At 31.4% G+C, this 17,417-nt stretch carries 15 protein-coding genes; 6 read left to right on the top strand and 9 right to left on the bottom strand.

Translation table 11 applies throughout. The features are described from left to right. Positions 1-88 precede the first annotated feature (88 nt). Positions 89-973, bottom strand: coding sequence for a cysteine synthase CysM (gene cysM / locus AACZ49_RS04930; RefSeq protein ID WP_339652293.1), 885 nt, complete (start codon positions 971-973; stop codon positions 89-91). Continuing rightward, positions 966-1,757, bottom strand: a complete 792-nt coding sequence (gene epsC / locus AACZ49_RS04925) for a serine O-acetyltransferase EpsC (protein WP_339652290.1) — start codon at positions 1,755-1,757, stop codon at positions 966-968. The genes cysM and epsC overlap by 8 nt, the downstream gene beginning before the upstream one ends. Positions 1,758-1,851: 94 nt before the next feature. On the opposite strand from epsC, the gene AACZ49_RS04920 reads away from it, so the two are divergent. Continuing rightward, positions 1,852-2,532, top strand: coding sequence for a DUF2461 domain-containing protein (locus AACZ49_RS04920; protein ID WP_339652717.1), 681 nt, complete (start codon positions 1,852-1,854; stop codon positions 2,530-2,532). Here AACZ49_RS04920 and AACZ49_RS04915 read toward each other — a convergent pair. Then, complete coding sequence (locus tag AACZ49_RS04915; RefSeq protein ID WP_339652287.1) at positions 2,524-2,928, bottom strand: glyoxalase; 405 nt, start codon at positions 2,926-2,928, stop codon at positions 2,524-2,526. The two genes, AACZ49_RS04920 and AACZ49_RS04915, sit on opposite strands and share 9 nt — an antisense overlap. A 277-nt stretch (positions 2,929-3,205) precedes the next feature. On the opposite strand from AACZ49_RS04915, the gene AACZ49_RS04910 reads away from it, so the two are divergent. After that, the gene (locus AACZ49_RS04910; protein ID WP_339652285.1) at positions 3,206-3,610 is read left to right on the top strand and encodes a hotdog domain-containing protein; all 405 of its coding nucleotides are present in this window, start codon (positions 3,206-3,208) and stop codon (positions 3,608-3,610) included. Here the strand turns inward: AACZ49_RS04910 and AACZ49_RS04905 are convergent. After that, positions 3,607-4,896, bottom strand: a complete 1,290-nt coding sequence (locus tag AACZ49_RS04905; protein ID WP_339652282.1) for a dipeptidase — start codon at positions 4,894-4,896, stop codon at positions 3,607-3,609. The two genes, AACZ49_RS04910 and AACZ49_RS04905, sit on opposite strands and share 4 nt — an antisense overlap. 143 nt (positions 4,897-5,039) lie before the next feature. Between AACZ49_RS04905 and AACZ49_RS04900 the strand changes: the two genes are divergently transcribed. Next, positions 5,040-6,800 (top strand): ATP-binding protein, encoded by a 1,761-nt coding sequence (locus AACZ49_RS04900; RefSeq protein WP_339652279.1) that lies wholly within the window; start codon positions 5,040-5,042, stop codon positions 6,798-6,800. A gap of 162 nt (positions 6,801-6,962) precedes the next feature. Then, complete coding sequence (locus tag AACZ49_RS04895) at positions 6,963-7,307, top strand: hypothetical protein (RefSeq protein ID WP_339652276.1); 345 nt, start codon at positions 6,963-6,965, stop codon at positions 7,305-7,307. A 173-nt stretch (positions 7,308-7,480) separates the two neighbouring features. Here the strand turns inward: AACZ49_RS04895 and AACZ49_RS04890 are convergent, their stop codons facing one another. The 4 genes from AACZ49_RS04890 to AACZ49_RS04875 form a co-directional block, all read right to left on the bottom strand. Further along, positions 7,481-8,020, bottom strand: a complete 540-nt coding sequence (locus AACZ49_RS04890; protein ID WP_339652274.1) for a polymer-forming cytoskeletal protein — start codon at positions 8,018-8,020, stop codon at positions 7,481-7,483. A 7-nt stretch (positions 8,021-8,027) separates the two neighbouring features. After that, positions 8,028-9,056 (bottom strand): ParM/StbA family protein, encoded by a 1,029-nt coding sequence (locus AACZ49_RS04885; protein ID WP_339652272.1) that lies wholly within the window; start codon positions 9,054-9,056, stop codon positions 8,028-8,030. 559 nt (positions 9,057-9,615) lie between these two features. Beyond that, a complete protein-coding gene (locus AACZ49_RS04880) occupies positions 9,616-10,347 on the bottom strand; it encodes a LytTR family DNA-binding domain-containing protein (RefSeq protein WP_339652270.1) in 732 nt (243 codons plus the stop codon). Between the two features lie 426 nt (positions 10,348-10,773). Further along, on the bottom strand, positions 10,774-14,061 hold the full coding sequence (locus AACZ49_RS04875) for an ATP-binding protein (RefSeq protein ID WP_339652268.1): 3,288 nt from the start codon (positions 14,059-14,061) through the stop codon (positions 10,774-10,776). A 266-nt stretch (positions 14,062-14,327) separates the two neighbouring features. Here AACZ49_RS04875 and AACZ49_RS04870 point away from each other — a divergent pair, with 266 nt between their 5' ends. Further along, positions 14,328-15,068, top strand: a complete 741-nt coding sequence (locus AACZ49_RS04870; RefSeq protein ID WP_339652266.1) for a Two component regulator three Y domain protein — start codon at positions 14,328-14,330, stop codon at positions 15,066-15,068. An 803-nt stretch (positions 15,069-15,871) separates the two neighbouring features. On the opposite strand, the gene AACZ49_RS04865 is transcribed toward AACZ49_RS04870, so the two are convergent. Further along, positions 15,872-16,735, bottom strand: coding sequence for an RNA polymerase sigma factor RpoD/SigA (locus AACZ49_RS04865; RefSeq protein WP_079513021.1), 864 nt, complete (start codon positions 16,733-16,735; stop codon positions 15,872-15,874). Positions 16,736-16,907: 172 nt separating this feature from the next. On the opposite strand from AACZ49_RS04865, the gene AACZ49_RS04860 reads away from it, so the two are divergent. Further along, a complete protein-coding gene (locus AACZ49_RS04860; RefSeq protein WP_339652263.1) occupies positions 16,908-17,417 on the top strand; it encodes a DUF6155 family protein in 510 nt (169 codons plus the stop codon).

The raw sequence follows: 17,417 nt of genomic DNA, 5'->3' as shown, positions 1-17,417 counted from the left end.
TATTTATAAAGATGATTATTTGATAGAACTTTCAATAATATGAGAGCTTAAATTTGGCTCTATTTGTATATTAAACGGTTAAGAATTATTAATCAAATAGATTAGATGAAAGGTAGCGATCTCCTCGATCACAGACTATTGAAACAATTACACCATGATCTAATTCTCTAGCTAAGCGTAAAGCAACGGTAGCAGCTCCGCCACTACTCATTCCAGAAAAAATTCCTTCTTCTTTGGCAAGTCTTTTTGCCATTGATTTAGCTTCTTCTTCATTAACTTCCATAATTCTATCTACTTTTTTAGCATCAAAAATTTTGGGTAAATATTCTTTTGGCCATTTACGTATACCGGGTATACTCGCATTATCACAAGGTTGTACACCTATTATTTGAATATCAGTGTTCTTTTCTTTCAAAAAGGTGGAAGTACCCATTATAGTGCCAGTGGTTCCCATAGAAGAAACAAAATGAGTTATTTTGCCTTCTGTATCATTCCATATTTCGGGGCCTGTAGTTTTGTAATGTGCTTTCCAATTATCTGGGTTTCCAAATTGGTTCATCATTATGTAACCTTCTTTGGAAACTTTACTTTCTGCATAATCTCGCGCACCTTCTATACCGACTTCCTTAGAAGTTAAAGTTACTTTAGCACCATAGGCACGCATTGTTTGTACGCGCTCTACGGTAGCGTTTTCAGGCATTACCAGCTCAATGTCTAAACCGTAAATACCCGCTATCATAGCTAAAGCAATACCCGTATTGCCACTTGTAGCTTCAATAAGTTTATCATTAGTACCGAAATCTCCACGTTCAATTCCAGTTTTAATCATATTGTATGCTGCACGGTCTTTAACGCTACCGCCAGGGTTGTGACCCTCTAATTTAAAATATAACGAAACATTTGGGTTCGTGTTAATAACTCTTGATTTTACCAAAGGGGTATTACCAATAAGGGAAAGTATAGAATTAGACATTAGGTAAGGTTTTAATTTTAATATCAGGGGTATGAAATACAGTTGAATTAGGAGGTACAGATGCTGTTATCCATGCATTTCCACCTATTACACTATTTGCCCCAATAATAGTATCTCCTCCTAGAATAGTCGCATTGGCATAAATGGTAACGTTATTCTCTATAGTAGGATGACGTTTTGTTTTTTGAAGGTTCTTTGCAACAAAAAGACCACCAAGGGTTACACCTTGATATATTTTTACATCATTCTTTATCACTGCAGTTTCACCAATTACTACACCGGTACCATGGTCGATATGGAATGATTTACCAATTTTTGCTCCAGGATTAATATCTACCCCAGTTTGTCTATGAGCATATTCGGTCATTAGCCTGGGTACAAGTGGAAATCCGGATTTATATAGTTCATGTGCCAAACGATATACGGATATGGCGTAAAACCCCGGATAGGCCATATAAACTTCCTCAATAGATAATGAAGCTGGATCACAATTCACTGTTGCTTCAGCATCTAGGTTTAGGCTTTCTAAAACTTGCGGTAGTTTTTCTACATAATTCTCCCAAACTTTCTTGCAAGGCTTTTCACTCTTCCAGCAAGCTAAATCTACAAGCTCATCAAATTGGGCTTGAAGTTTACCTAAATTGTCTGCAACAGGGGTTTCTATATCGAAGAGGGTATAAAAAAGAAGGTCTGTGAATTTTTCTACATTTCTTTTTAACCGAAATCTAAGGTTAGGCTGTTTTTTGTGAGCGTTTATTTTGTCGATTATTGATCGATGGTCCATGGTTCTACATTAGTTAGTCAAAATTAACCAATTAACTAAAAGTACTTCCCTTCTATTGGTTAACTTTAGCTTAAAATCACAAGAGCTAGGTCGTATGTTAGAAACTAATATTACAAAGAGTACCTTCCAATTTTTAAACTCCCTTAAAAAAAACAATAATAGAGAATGGTTCGCCGAACATAAAACCGGCTTTTCTACAGAGTCTGAAAAGGTTAAAGGCTTTTTTAATTACGTGCTTGAAAAACTAAAGTCTCATGACGAAATTGAGCGTTTAAAGGTTTTTAGAATATATAGGGATGTACGTTTCTCCAAAAATAAAACCCCGTATAAAAGTAATTTTTCGGCTTCTTTTACTAGAGCAGGTAGCCATCGACGCGGTGGTTATTACTTGCAAATAGAGCCTGGCAATAGTTTTATTGCTACAGGTTTTTGGAATCCAGAAAAAGAGGATTTGTTACGAATTCGAAAAGAGTGGGAGATAGATGTTACTGAATTGGTAGCTATTATCGAAAATGATGCGTTTAAAAAAGTATGGGGTGCCTTAGAAGGCGAGGAGTTGAAAACGGCTCCAAAAGGTTTTGATAAGGATGACCCAAACATAGAATTTATTAGAAAAAAGCAATTTATTTTTATACGAAAATTTACAGATAAAGAGGTTTTGTCAATTGATTTCGCTGCCCAAATAGATGAAAGTTTTAAATTAATAAAACCTTATTTTAATTTGATGAGCAGTATTTTAACTACAAATTTAAATGGAGAATCATTACTAGACTAGTTCGAATTTCTCAAAGTATTGAATTTGATCTTGTAGGCGTTTAATAACCATGTTCATCATTCGCTTATTTAATGCTGAAGAATTTTGAATGTAAAGCTCATATTCTTCAATGGTGAATTGACCTGTAATCATCCCTTTTAAAGAGTTGCGAAATTTAATATCTTTTTGAATTGATTTAGTAATGTAATTCATACGCTTTTCGAGCTTAAGCTCATAAAACATATTCTTCATTTTTTTAATATAATTCTTAAAAGAAGCCAATAATAAATCGTTTTGTAATTTTAATATTGGACGTAAAACTTGATTTTGAAAACGTTCTTCTTCTGTCATGTTCGGAACTATTTTGGCTGAAGAAATTATTGGTCGTATCGAAAGTAATTTCTGTGTTCTGTCCATGTTTTCTATGATTTTTTTAAAGGTACATATTAGAGTAAGCTTATATTATGAGCCCGTAATTAGTTTTTAACCTGTTATTAACAAAGGAGGTATAGTCTCTAATAATGCGTGTTGTAACTAAGAAAATAGTAGTTACCTCAGGTACATTTTATTAAAATGGAACTAAACGAATACCCAATCAATGGCATTGATAAATCGATAGGTCTTATTCCAAAAAGTCGTATAAATCTTAATATTCGGTATAACTTTGTAATGTATATTACCAAAATTCAAGATTATGAGATTTCATACTAGAAAATTAGTTAAGCCTGGAGATTTAAACTCAAATGGAACATTGTTTGGAGGCAGATTATTAGCTTGGATAGATGAGGAAGCTGCATTATATACCATTGTTCAACTTGAAAACGGGAAAATTGTTACAAAGTATATGTCAGAAATAAACTTCATGAGTGCTGCCAAACAAGGTGACGTTATTGAGATTGGTATTGAGGTTGTTAAGTTTGGCAAAACATCGTTAACATTGAATTGTGAGGTACGTAATAAGATGAACCATGAAACGATTGTAACAGTAGATAATATCATTATGGTAAATTTAGGTGAGAATGGAAAACCTAAACCACATGGTAAAACTAAAATCGAATTTGTAAAGGACCGTTTAGCTGCTTTGGGAGAAGAAGATTAACTATCCCCTAAATTTTTGGCTATAGCCTGTACTTCATCTAATACTCTCAATAAATTGCCACCCCATAATTTAGTGATTTCTTCTTTTGTGTATCCACGTTCAACTAGTTCTAGTGTTACATTAAAGGTTTCGGATGCATCGTTCCATCCTTCGATACCACCACCACCATCAAAATCTGATGAAATACCAACATGGTCTATACCAATTAATTTGACCATATAGTCTATGTGGTCTATAAAATCGGAAACATTAACTTCTTCGGGTGCATCTTTTTTATTTTTTACTAGTTCTTTACCAAGCTTCAGAACTTTAGGATAATTCTCCATAAATGCCTCTTTCTGTGTATCGTTTAGACTTGAGAATTGCGAACGCTCATGCCAATCAATGCCTAATGAATCTGCTACCTGTTGATAAATTAACTTCATATATGCCGATCTTGCATCATGTTTTTCGGTATTTAAATAGGAGCTAAACGCAACTGTTTGAACAACACCTCCATTTTCTTGCATCATCATTAATTGTTCGTCATCTAGGTTTCTACTATGATTACATAATGCTCTAGCTGAAGAGTGCGATGCAATTATAGGTGCTTTGGAAAGTGAAATTATTTGTTTCATTGCTTCTTTTGAAGGGTGAGAAACATCTATCATGATTCCAAGTCTATTCATCTCAATTACAGCTTCTTTGCCTATCTCACTTAATCCATTATGTAACCATTTGTTGTCGGCCTCTCCGGTGTTTGAATCTGAAAATTGACTATGACCATTATGTGCCAATGAGATATAACGAGCGCCCAAATCGAAGTATGTTTTAAACTGGCTCATGTCTATACCAATAGGGTATGCATTTTCTACGCCAATCATTGCCACTTTCTTACCAGAGGCGATAATATTCCTCACATCAGTAGAAGTTAATGCGATTCCTAGTTGATCGGGCGCTATTTCCTCACAAAGCTTATGAATAGCTTTAAACTTCTGCATGGCATTATCTTTTGCTTTAGCATAACCAGTCTCTGTAAGTGTATCTTGACCTGTATAAACAATTAGCCAAGAAACGTCTAAACCACCCTCTTTCATTTTCGGTAAGTTCACCTGAGTTTCTAGGTTTTGTGTGTAATTAATACTATCAGTAAAGTTGTTGACATTGATGTCATTATGAGTGTCAATTGTAATAATATTTTCATGTATTCTTTTGGCTTTTTCAAGTATTGTTTCAGTTGATTTTTCCTTTTTTTCAGCACAAGAGAATACAACGATAAAACAAAATAAATGGATAAACTGCTTCATAAGATAGTTTTTGACCTACAATTTAAGGGTATTTACAACAAATATCCAACCCTTGAAAACATTTTATTGTTGTCACGTTTATAATGGTGCATTTTTAAAATCTCTTAAACAAAATTAGACAAATAATTAAAGAATAGCATTTTATGTCAATTTCAAGAACTACAGATTTACTTGATCAATTAGCTCAGCTAGAGCGCTCTGTGAGTGAGTTCTCTTTTGAGGAATTAAGTGCTGATGAAGCTAAGGTTTTAAAGAAAACATTTAATACCTTTAAATCTAGTTTAGAAAATCAAATTTATAGTCCAAGCCATTACAGTTATTCTCCTAAAAAAGAGGGGCCTATGGTTGTGAATAAACAGGAAGTATCCCAAAAGGAATTTATTACTCATGTAAGTCATGAAATACGAACTCCTTTAAACAGTATAATTGGTTTTGCAAATCTTCTTAAGGAAGAAAGACTTACTACGAGCCAGCATAAAAAAGTTCAAGCTATTCAATTTGCTTCGAATACCTTATTAAAGTTAATTAATGAAGTTTTAGACTATTCAAATATATCTTTAGGTAATACAAGTTTTGAATCTATAGATTTTAAGTTACATGGTTTACTTAATGATGTCATGTACTTGTGTGAGACATTACTAGTTGATAGCCAAGTAAAGCTTATTATTGATATCGATGAGAATGTACCTAAGGTAATAAAAGGCGATCCATCAAAACTTTCGCAAGTAATTTTAAATCTAGTTAGTAACTCTATCAAATTTGTTGATCTTGGGTTTATAAAGTTGGGTGTCTTTGTTAAAGAGGTTAATGAGAATGGCTATTTGTTAGAATTCTCTGTTCTTGATACTGGTATTGGTATTTCTAAAGAAAAGATAAATTCCTTATTTGAACGCTATTCTCAAGCCGATAAAGACACTTACATTAAATATGGTGGCACTGGATTGGGTTTGTCTATTACCAAAGAAATTATTGAAAGGCAACATGGTGAAATAGAAATTCGTAGTGTTGTAGGTAAAGGAACTACTGTTTCTTTTACGTTGCCTTTTTCTAAAGGTGAACTAAAAAAGCTACCTAAAAAAAAGGCTATGAATTTTGATGTTAAGAAAGCAAAGAAGCTATTAGAGGGTACTGAAATAATGGTATTCGAAGATAATTTAATGAATCAACATTTAATAATAGAACAGTTAACGAAATGGGGCTGTAACGTACATACCAATCTAACCTTAAATAATGGGTTAACCATTTTAGCTACAAAAAAAATAGATCTGATTCTGATGGATTTAAAGATGCCAAATTTAAACGGATTTGAAGTATCTAAAGCTATAAGGTCTAATGAGAATTCGCTAATAAGAAATACACCAATTGTTGCTTTTAGTGCTGATTTTACTGAACAAGATCGTATGGATTGTAAATCTATTGGTATCAATGATTTTTTACTAAAGCCTTATACCTTAAATGATTTAATGTCAATTCTAATAAGAAACAAAAGAGATAATAACCCAACTGAGGAGTTTGGGTCAATACTTCAAAAACAAATGATAGAATCTAAGGAAACCACCGTAGTTGACCTAAATAGTCTTTTAAATGATTGTTTTGGAGAACTTGAAATGCTAAATGAACTGATTAAACTTTTTAAGACCAATGTTCTTGAATTTATAGGTAATGTCAAAATTCATCTTAAAACAAATAACTTAGTAGAAATTGCTTTTTCTGCACATAAACTTAAGGCTGGTTTTGCTATGCTTAAGGCGAATGGGATGCGTAACCTTATAGTAGAGTTAGAAGCTAATTGTAAAGCAAATGATCCTGACAAGGTTCAGGAGTTGTACAGTTTGTTTTTAAACGATTATCCATTGTTGGAGAATAACTTGAATATTTATTTAGAAAAATTGAATAAGAAATAATATGGGTAAACGTGAAAGTCCAACCTAATTATTGGTTCGAGTAGCAAGAGAAATAAAAATAACTAAAGAAATTAGTTGATTCCCTCAATACAAATAAAAATATCACGGATTACGGTCCCAGAATTCAATTTGGAATATCTCTGGTGGCTATCCGTTTTATTTATGATATTGGTAGTGATATATTTTATTGGTTTTTTTTTAATTAGAAATCGAATTACCTCTAATAGAGGTCGTACTAAAGATAAGAAGACTGAGTTTTCTTCAATGATCAGTGAGTTTCTTTTCTATGAAGACTCTAATAGTAAAGAGGAAAAAATGAATTATTTAAACTTAAAAATTCAGATAAGGGAATTAATCAAAGACAATTTTGATATAAGCATTTTAAAAGAGGTGCTGCTAGATTTCCGAAAAAAAAATTCTGACCAATCACAAACTGTACTTATTGAGCTTTATAAAGACTTAGGCCTGCACAACGATGCATTTGAAAAATTAGCGATCAGAAGATGACAAATTATTTCAAGTGGAATTCTAGAATTAACCACTATGAATGTAATGGAATAGTATAGTGACCTCCTCCTGCATTTAGTTAGCCTAATATATTTTTAGTGTCATTGTAGACTTTATACAATAGTTAACATACAGCGTGTTGGGTTACTTAGAAACTGTACTAAAAAGTAAGTTTATTCCCAAAGTAGGTTATCATTGTCCAATTTGTCATAATTAGAAGCTTTGGCAGTACCAACTTTTTCAGTAATCGCTGTTTTATTATAATTTTTATCTACCTTATAATTTTGGGTCTTTTTATCAATAAAATAATTTCCTTTCTCAGTATTTATAAGTTTAATTTTATCAATTCCTTTTTTCTTTAATTCTGCCATAAGATTAACTCCACTATCAATTTGAATTTCATCATAATAGATTTGGCCTTTAACACTGGCATTACTTTGTATAGTGACCATGCCTGCGCATTCAAATTTACCATCAAAAACGCCTTGTATGATACTTCCATAACAACTAGCCGTTCCTTTTACCTTGGCACTTTTCCCAATTATTAATCTACCCGTAGTAACAATATTTCCAATAATAGCTCCTTCAACCTTTATATCGCAAGAGCATATCAAATCACCAGTTAGTGTTGCCCCTTCAGCAATAATTGTTGGTTCTACCCAACTAGGCTTTTTAGTTTGTTCTGCTTTTGATTTTGTTTTTGAGAAAAACATATTTTTTCTAATTACTAGTTGTTGGGACACAAACAATTGTACTAGAATTACCTACATCAATACCTACTGCCTTACTTTCATCACCATTGTTTGTTAGAATACTTTGATAGCAATACCCCATTGCAGCTAGGTGTGGAGCATTTTCAGGTACTTCTACTTGTATGAAATCTCCAAATTCTTCTTTAAACAAAGAAACTAAATCGATAAAACCACTACCACCACCGGCAAGATACATTTTGTCTGCTTTAGCAAAATCGGTATCATCAAAAGCTTTTCTAAGAGCAGGCGAAACTACATCGTTATAATATTGTGTTAGAACTTTTTTCCGTAAATCCAAAAGATCTATGCGTTTTCTATTTAACACTATTGAGGCGTCACGGAACGCTATATCTAATTGATGTTCATTCTTTAGATGTAAGTAATAAATTTTACTTAACTCCTCTTTCATAAGATTGACTGCGTATCGTATACCAAAAACAGATAATGCAGATCTTTGTACAATACCATTAGGAGTACTAACAATACCTTCTAAAGTACCGTAACCCAAGCTTAGCATAAAAAAGGATTTCTTTATATCCTGCTGTTTTCTTTGCGCAAGAGCACAACTAACAACCTCTGGCATAACAATAAGCTTATCAATTTCAACAGAAACCTTTTTAAGACTACCATTGGCGAAAGTGCTTGTGTCATATTCGATAGTATGCTCGCCAATAAATCTGCTTTTTATTTCTTCTTTGTAAAGTTGGTACGTTGAAAATGGCAAGCCCGTTGTTAATGTTATTGGATTTCCCATTTTTTGAACCGCCATCAATAAAGCCGATTTTAATAATAAATTATAATCTATCTCATCAGGTGACGCATTTATGTTCCTGTGAGGGGATATCCCTTCAGATAAGGCTAGCTCACCCACAATATATGATTGGTCTTCATGAACTATTTTAAGTCCATTAACTAAATTTTTAGCAACATGTTTTAAATCAAAATTATTGCTTTCATAAACACTTGGTATTACCTCTAAATCAAAAAAATCACTCATCGTTTGTTAATAGTTTTATGAAAATATATTCAACCTTTTAAAGTCAAAACTAACTAAATATCTACTTTTAAAAAAGTTTACCTAGGGAAGGTAGTTTTTTATCTTAAAACTATTTTAAGTAAGTAATAATCGATGTTTTTGGTGAATAAGTGGTTAAAAAACATACATGAATTTGTCGTGTAGAATACATCAACAAGAGTTTCTTACCAGAAACCAAAAAGAACGGAAATAAAAAATAACCTTAATTGTTTCTATATTACCTTTAGATTGATGAATGGCACGAGATTTTTTAGGAACATGTTATACACCGCTGATATGGTTTTGATAGTGCTTTGAACACAAAGGGTAGAATATACATCAATAAGAAATCTGTGCTAAAATATTATAAAATAATCATGATGTTTAAATACAAATAGAACCGGACTTTGGGATCCCAGTTTTTAGCATACTTACATTATACGGCTGCTAGGATTCCCTTTGACCTAACCCTACCATTTTATGTGGTGATTTGAAGCTCGTTTTCATAAGTTGGTCATTAAAAAAAAGTAACGTGATTTGATTAAATTTTAAGTTTTAAAAATTTAGCGATTACATCTTGTTTTCGTTTGGAAATAGGAATTAATTTATCATTATTAATGAGCTTAACAACATATCCATCTGATTTAGATATGTGCTCTACATAATTCATATTAACCAAATATGATTGATGTGTTCTTACAAAGTTTTCATTTGGCAGCAACTTTTCATATTCCCCTAAATTTCGTGAAGCTGTTTTTCTAGAACCATCCATTAGATAAAAATCTGAATAACGACCGTTGGCTTTAATATAAACAATGGAATCAATTTTTATCACTTCGATTTTATCAACAGAGGATATACCTATTAATTGATGGTTACGGTTACCATTTTCCTCTTTAGACTCAAGGGATGCTTTTATCCTTATTTTGACCTTATTGATAGCGGTTATTAATTTTTCAACCGTTATGGGTTTTATAATATAATCTAAAACTTCACTTGAAATTGCCTCTAAAGCGTAATTCTCATGAGATGTCGTGAGAATATAATTATATTTCCACGCTTCTCCAAAATGATTGATTAATTCAAAAATATCCTCATTACCTAATTTAATATCTGCTAAAATAAAATCTGGTTCGCAGTCATTAATCAAAGTTATGGCATCAGAGATAGTTGAAGCAGTACCAATAACCTCTAAATCAGGAAAATAGGAAGTAATTAATTTATCTAAAATTAGTTTAGACCATTCATCATCTTCAATTATAAAAACCTTCATTCATATAGAATTAATTTCTAAGCTAAATTACTTAAATTTAAACCGATGTACATTTAAAACAATACTTATTTCAAAAATGTTATGCCTCTTTTATGGAAAATACTTTCATTTCCAAATCCAAGGTCAATACTCTGCTTTTTGACAAAATTTCTATCCTCAACTCCTTAAATATTTTTGTTGCCTAATATGGTAGATTAGGTAAATATAAGTTGATCAAACAAAGCGTTTATAAGCTATACTTAAGAACTATACATATAAAGTTCATATAATATTGATAGTTTCTAATTTGTTTTTAGCACATCTTTATAAAATACTTAGGTAGAAGATATCTGGTAATTTAATAGATTAACCATTCTTTTTAAAAAGGTGATTAACTTAATTTTTTTTCTAAACGTCAAGCTTTGATTTTCAATAAATGCTTTCATGCTAATCATTTATCGTTTTCAGAACAATCTTTAATATTTCTATTAATTTAGAAGTTTTCTCCTTTATTTTTAAAGGGTCTATTTTCTCATTAGTATCCAAAAAGATGGCTATAGCGAGAGCTGTTTCTATCTTTAGGTCTTCTAAACTAACCCTAAGTTTGTGGGCGTTGTTTTTTACCGTAATCCAGTCTTCATCTATCAGTGCTTTTTGCAATTCTTTTATGCTAGTTTTTATAAGTTTAATAAAAACGGTACGTAGTTGCTCATAAAAATCACTATCACCATTGCTGATCGTTCGTAAATTATCTAACGAAAATAAGAGGTCTGGTGCTATGTCCAATTCTTTATTTACAGTCTCAATTTCATTCGTTTCATGCTGCAATTTAATATCGAGCACTTTAAATATTTTGCTGTATAGGATATTATCTTCATAAGGTTTTATGACCACATCATTCATTCCAGAAGCTAAATATTGATTAATGTTCTTCCTAAAAACATTTGCAGTTATGGCTAATATCGGTATTGAATCACCATAAGTTTCCCTTATGCTTATTGTCGCATTCAAGCCATCCATAACTGGCATCTGAATATCCATCAAAATTAAATCGAAATTAATATTGGGTATTAAATTTAAAGCGATTTGGCCATTTTCCGCTTTTGTTACTTTTGCTCCTAGACTTTTCAATTTTCGCTCTAGAATTAAAGCATTCATGTAATTATCTTCGGCAATAAGTATATGTTTTGTTTTTAAAACCGTACTATTTACTTTGATTTTTTCGGTAGAGCCATTATGCTTAGATTTTTCAAAGGGTAAATTAAAATGAATAATAGTTCCACTACTTTTTGTGCTGTTCACTTTTATAGTGCCACCCATTATTTCAATTAACTTTTTTGAAATAGGCATACCTAACCCGGTACCACTCTGCAAATTATTCACTAAAATATCTCGCTGGTATTCCTCAAATATCCGTTCAATAAACTCGACGCTCATGCCAATACCAGAATCAATAATAGTAAAACCAATTATTTGACTCTTTTTTGTACCCTCTAGCATAGATACTTGTATGGTTACTTCACCGACTTCGGTATATTTAACGGCGTTTCCTATTAAATTAATAAGTACTTGGTTTAACTTATTGTAATCGCCGGTTACATTAGCATGAATCTTATTGTCAACACTAAGCCTATAATTGATTCCTTTTTCATCTGCCAAAAGACTGAAAATCTCAAAAGTTTCTTGAATGGTAGTTCTTAAATTAAAATTTTTACGCTCAAAGCGTATCTCGCCAGCATTAATTTTAGCATAATCAAGAATATTATTCACCAAATTCAGCATATGTTTAGCTGAAGAATTTGCATGATTTAAAAGAAAAACGGTATCATTTGTATTGGTTTTTTTAGCAACTTCAGTAATCGTTCCACAAATAATATTCAAAGGTGTGCGGAGTTCATGGCTCATATTAGCAAAGAATACTTCTTTGGCCTTAGAAGCTTCTTCTACTTTTTGAATTGATTCACGGAGTTGTTGCTCCATTTCTTTTTGATGTGATAGATCTACGATTGCAACAAGGTATTTCTCGGTGCCATTTTCGTCAATATTCCTTACGATACTAGCAAAAACTATTTTCTCTTGTCCTGTCCCATCAACAGTTACTATCTCATCTGTTACACCATCTTTATAAGGTAAATTAAATAGCCGTTCTTTTAAATCACCTGTCTTTTCATGCTTAATGAAGGTGTTGAACAAGTTTTTCTCTTCCAATTCCTTCCACTTATATTTATAAAAACGCAAAAAGGATTGATTCGCAAAAACAATATTAAAATCCTTATTAACCTCAATTAAACCAATATCTATGCTGCTAATAATTCTTTGAAATCGTTCTTTTTGATTTAAGAGCTCCGTTTCATATTTCTGTCTTAAATTTATATTCACCAATATTTCTGCATACACAAATAGTAGTTTTTCTTCTCGTTGGGTATATTTTTTAACTTTTTTTACGGAATCAAAACCAACAAAACCCATTAGCCTATCTGAGTTGTGCATAGGAAGGGTGATTAAACTTTTAATTCCTTGGGGTTCAAGAATCGCTTTTAATCCACTTGGGCCAGTATCGGGTAGGTCTTGAACATTGTCAATTACAAAAGCTTCTCTTCTTTTATGGGCATTGATCCAGTCATTGATATATTCGATCGGTATATTTTGTAAATTTTCTATTTCTGGCGCAATACGCTCGGCACACCATTCATATGTATTTGAAGTTGTGTTGTTTAAAAGATCATAACTAAAGATGTAAGCTCTATCGGCATCTACGAAGGTGCCTATTTCTTTTAAAGAGGTATTGATGACATTATCGTTATTCAGTAAATCTGAATTAATATAATTAGATGCTATTTTAAGGAGCATTTCTTGCAACATCTCTTCATTTGCTACTTTCTCGGCAATTTTTAGTTTTTCTGAAATATCTTCAGAGTTTGCTATTATATAGTCTTTTCCAGAATAATCAACATACTTTAAAATTACTTCGGTAGGAATAGTATTACCTGTTTGATAATTAACAATGTTTCCATTTGTAATTTCTTCAGAAACATTTTTGAGTTCCTTTACATGCTGCTGCCATTTTATTAATCTGTTCCCCTCAAAATACTTCTCAAAATCATAAACTTTCAAGTTTTTGATTTCATTATTTTCTATGCCTAACCATTCTTTACCTAGGTTGTTTGCATAACATAAAGAACCTTCTAAATCGGAAACAAGTATCGATCTTGGTAGTTCATCGACAATATTTTTAAAGATATTAGTTTCTAAATGGTCAGGAATACTATTATTCTCTGTAATCGATGATCTGTTTTTAGATACTATTTGTTGGCTCTTTTCAAGTAGTTTTGAAAAGAGCTTAATGGTGCCATCGAGCTTGTGTGTAATATCCTTACTAAATGCTTTGCCCTTTATTAAGACTAACCATTTATCTTGATACATAAAATAAATATAAATGTGTTTTTGTAAGTATTGGAAATTAAAATCATTAGTTTTTGCTTCCTTGAGCAACCTATTGTCAATTTCATTGTCAATTAAGACCCATTGACTCTCTTGAAGTGTATCTTTTAAAACAATGTCACCAATAATTGAAACTGATTTATCGTACACGGATTTTAAAACAACACCAGTACAGGAAAGTTTTTTATAAAATGCTAGTATCCCCACTTTAACTAGATCTTCAAAAATATCGGGTTCACTAAGTTGAAGTGCAATTTTCAATAACTCTTTTTCATAACCTGAAGATCTGGACATTTTTTTTCTTTAAAAATTAGGTCGTAAATATAAAATTATAAAGTTAAAATTTAACAAGGTATACTTGAATGGTATATGTTTTGTTTTTACTTTTTTTAATTTAAAAAAAAAGAATACATCTTAAATCATACCATATATTCCGCTATTGTACCGAATATGAATTTAGGGTGGGATTAAAAAAAAAACCTTTTAAATTCACTGAAAATCTGATTATTTAGATGTTTAGGGTATACACATTTTTAGGGTTTCTTTTAATTAACTTATCAGTGTTAGCGAAAGAGGTAGACACTATTGAGAAAGACATCTTAATTCAATTCTACAAGGCCACTGAGGGCGAAAATTGGCTAAACAAATGGAATATAAAAGATTCTGTTGAAACCTGGTTTGGTGTAACTGTAGAAAATGGTTTTGTAACTAGTATAGATTTACCTTATAATAATTTAACAGGTTATCTTCCTGAATCACTTTTCAAACTTAAAAAGCTTAAAAAACTTAACCTTCTGTTCAACAGGATTGAAGATAGAATTCCAAATAATTTAGGAGAATTGGAAACTTTGGAGTTTTTGGATCTTTCGCTTAATAAATTGGTTGGTAACATTCCTGAAAATATAGGTAGGTTACAAAATTTGAGAGTGTTGAAGATGAACATGAATCAGTTGACCGGAAATTTGCCTGCAAGTATTTATCAGTTAAAAAGCCTAGAGGTTTTAGAGTTGAATAGCAACTTTATAAATGGAAATTTGGATGGAGATATTGTTTTCATGAAGAGTCTTGAGAAAATAAATCTATCTGGTAATAATTTAAGTGGTGATATTCCAAGTGAAATTGGTTTAATAAGACGTTTAACTTTCTTGGATTTGTCCAGTAACCGTTTTGAGGGAAGTATCCCTTCGTCCTTTGTGGATTTAAAGCAATTGAAGCACTTAAATTTAAGCAATAATGAATTTGCTGAATTTATGCCTGATAAAATTTTAAAACTAACAAACTTAACCGTTTTGCTTAATTGATGTGGATAAACTAAAATTGTAGGAAAAGTACCTTAGTAGCTAAATAAAGAAAGGTATTCTAATGAAAATTATTTATCTAGAATAAAAAAAGAATACAATGATTTCCCCCGAAACCTTTATTTATAATAAGGGAGTAGTTAATTCTACTCCTTTATTAATTTTAAATATTTTGGTTTTATAGACTTTAAAAGTAGCAAAATTATTTTAGTAAAAAATTTGATATAGACCTGCGTTTTGAACCTGGTTAATTAAGGAGTGTATTTGTAATGGGCTTACGTATATTTTAACAGTCTGTAATATGAAAAATAATGGCTTTATAATGCCCAATATCTATTGGTTTGGTTATTTTTTTTTAGGGTTAACCCTTATTTTTATGGATTTTACAACAAAAATGGAGAGGTTTGCCACAATAATTTGTTGCAATTTCAACATACTTTTATATTTACCTCACAAGGATTATTTACCCAAATTGAAATATAATTTTTAAACCTACAAAAATGCTTTACGACACTTACGGTGAGGAATATTTAGTATTTCTTCAAGATTTAAACGAAATTTTAAGTATCAACAAATTAGTTGAGTTGGACTACATGTAAATTGTAACCAAACCAAAAATTAAAAATTAAATTCACATGGCACATCAAAATCAAGATTATTCATCTTATCAAAATTTCATACAGGATTTAAATTCAATCCTTGTAAATTTCAATATCAACAAATTGACCTATTCTTAATTTTGAACATTAAGAAAAAAGAAAGCGCCCGTCTAGACGGGCGCTTTCTTTTTTATAATAGTTTTAATTTTATCCTAAATACGTTTTTAACAACTTACTTCTAGAGGCATGACGTAATTTACGTATTGCCTTTTCCCGTATTTGTCTTACTCGCTCTCTAGTTAAATCAAACGTTTGGCCAATTTCAGCCAAAGTCATTGATTGCTGGTCACCAATACCATAATATAACTTAACAACATCAGCTTCTCTAGGCGATAAAGTATCTAACGCTCTATTTATTTCTGTATTTAATGATTGTTGTAATAATTGATTATCTGGTCTAGGTGATTCACCTGAACGCAATACATCATACAAATTAGAATCTTCACCTTCACGTAAAGGAGCATCCATTGATACGTGTCTACCAGAATTCTTAAGAGACTGCTTTACCTCAGAAACTGTCATTTCTAATTCTTTGGCAATTTCTTCTGGAGAAGGTGGCCGCTCATGCGCCTGCTCTAAATATGAAAATGTCTTCTTAATTTTATTTATCGAACCAATTTTGTTCAATGGTAAACGAACTACTCTTGACTGTTCTGCTAATGCTTGTAGAATAGATTGTCTTATCCACCATACGGCATAGGATATAAATTTAAACCCTCTAGTTTCATCAAATCTTTTTGCTGCTTTAACTAAACCTAAATTTCCTTCGTTTATTAAATCGGGTAATTTAAGACCTTGATTTTGATATTGTTTTGCTACGGATACCACAAATCTTAAATTTGCTGTAGTCAATTTTTCCAAAGCTGCCTGACTACCTTCCCTTATTTTCTGTGCTAATTCTACTTCTTCATTCGCAGTAATCAAATCTATTTTACTGATATCTTGCAAGTATTTATCGAGTGATTTTGATTCGCGATTCGTTACTTGCTTAATAATCTTTAGTTGCCTCATATGTGTGTATGGAATTTAGAAGTTTTACGAACTTACAGTATACCACAAATTATTGTCTTTACCAAAGAAACTACACTTTACTTCTACACTATTTATAAGGTTTAACAAAGTATTATGTATTTAGGACGTTAAAGAAGTATAACTTATTTTTGAACTAACACAGACGTTTTATATGAGTAAAAGGGCTTTAAAAACATATCTATCCAAACTTCCAAAAAAAGCCTTGGAAGAGCAGATAGTAGAGTTATATGAAAAATTTCCTACAGTAAAAACGTATTATGATTTTGCGTTTAATCCGAAAGAGGATAAACTGGTGCAAGATGCTAAGGCTAAAATTTCTAATGAATACTTTCCTTTAAAAAGAAGACGACCTAAAGCAAGACGTTCCGTAGCACAAAAATTCTTTAAGCATTTTATTAAATTAGGTGTTGACCCACATTTAATTACGGACGTTATGTGCTTTAACCTCGAAATTGCCCAGACATTTTCAATGGAGAAAAATGTACCCGATTCTTTCTTTAGAAGTATGCTGAATTCATTTAATGAAGTAATACAGTTTGCAACAGTTCATGGTGTACTGCCTGAATTTAAAGAACGGATTTTAAAAATATATACAGAAACCCAAAACCAAAAATGGCTTTTTGAAGATGAGTTCTCAAAAGCATTGGATATTTTAAACTAG

It is taken from the genome of uncultured Maribacter sp. (assembly GCF_963975365.1).
In the GTDB taxonomy this organism is placed as follows: domain Bacteria; phylum Bacteroidota; class Bacteroidia; order Flavobacteriales; family Flavobacteriaceae; genus Maribacter.
The sequence above is the reverse complement of the archived record's forward strand: the minus strand, read 5'-3'. Positions and strand labels throughout refer to the sequence as shown.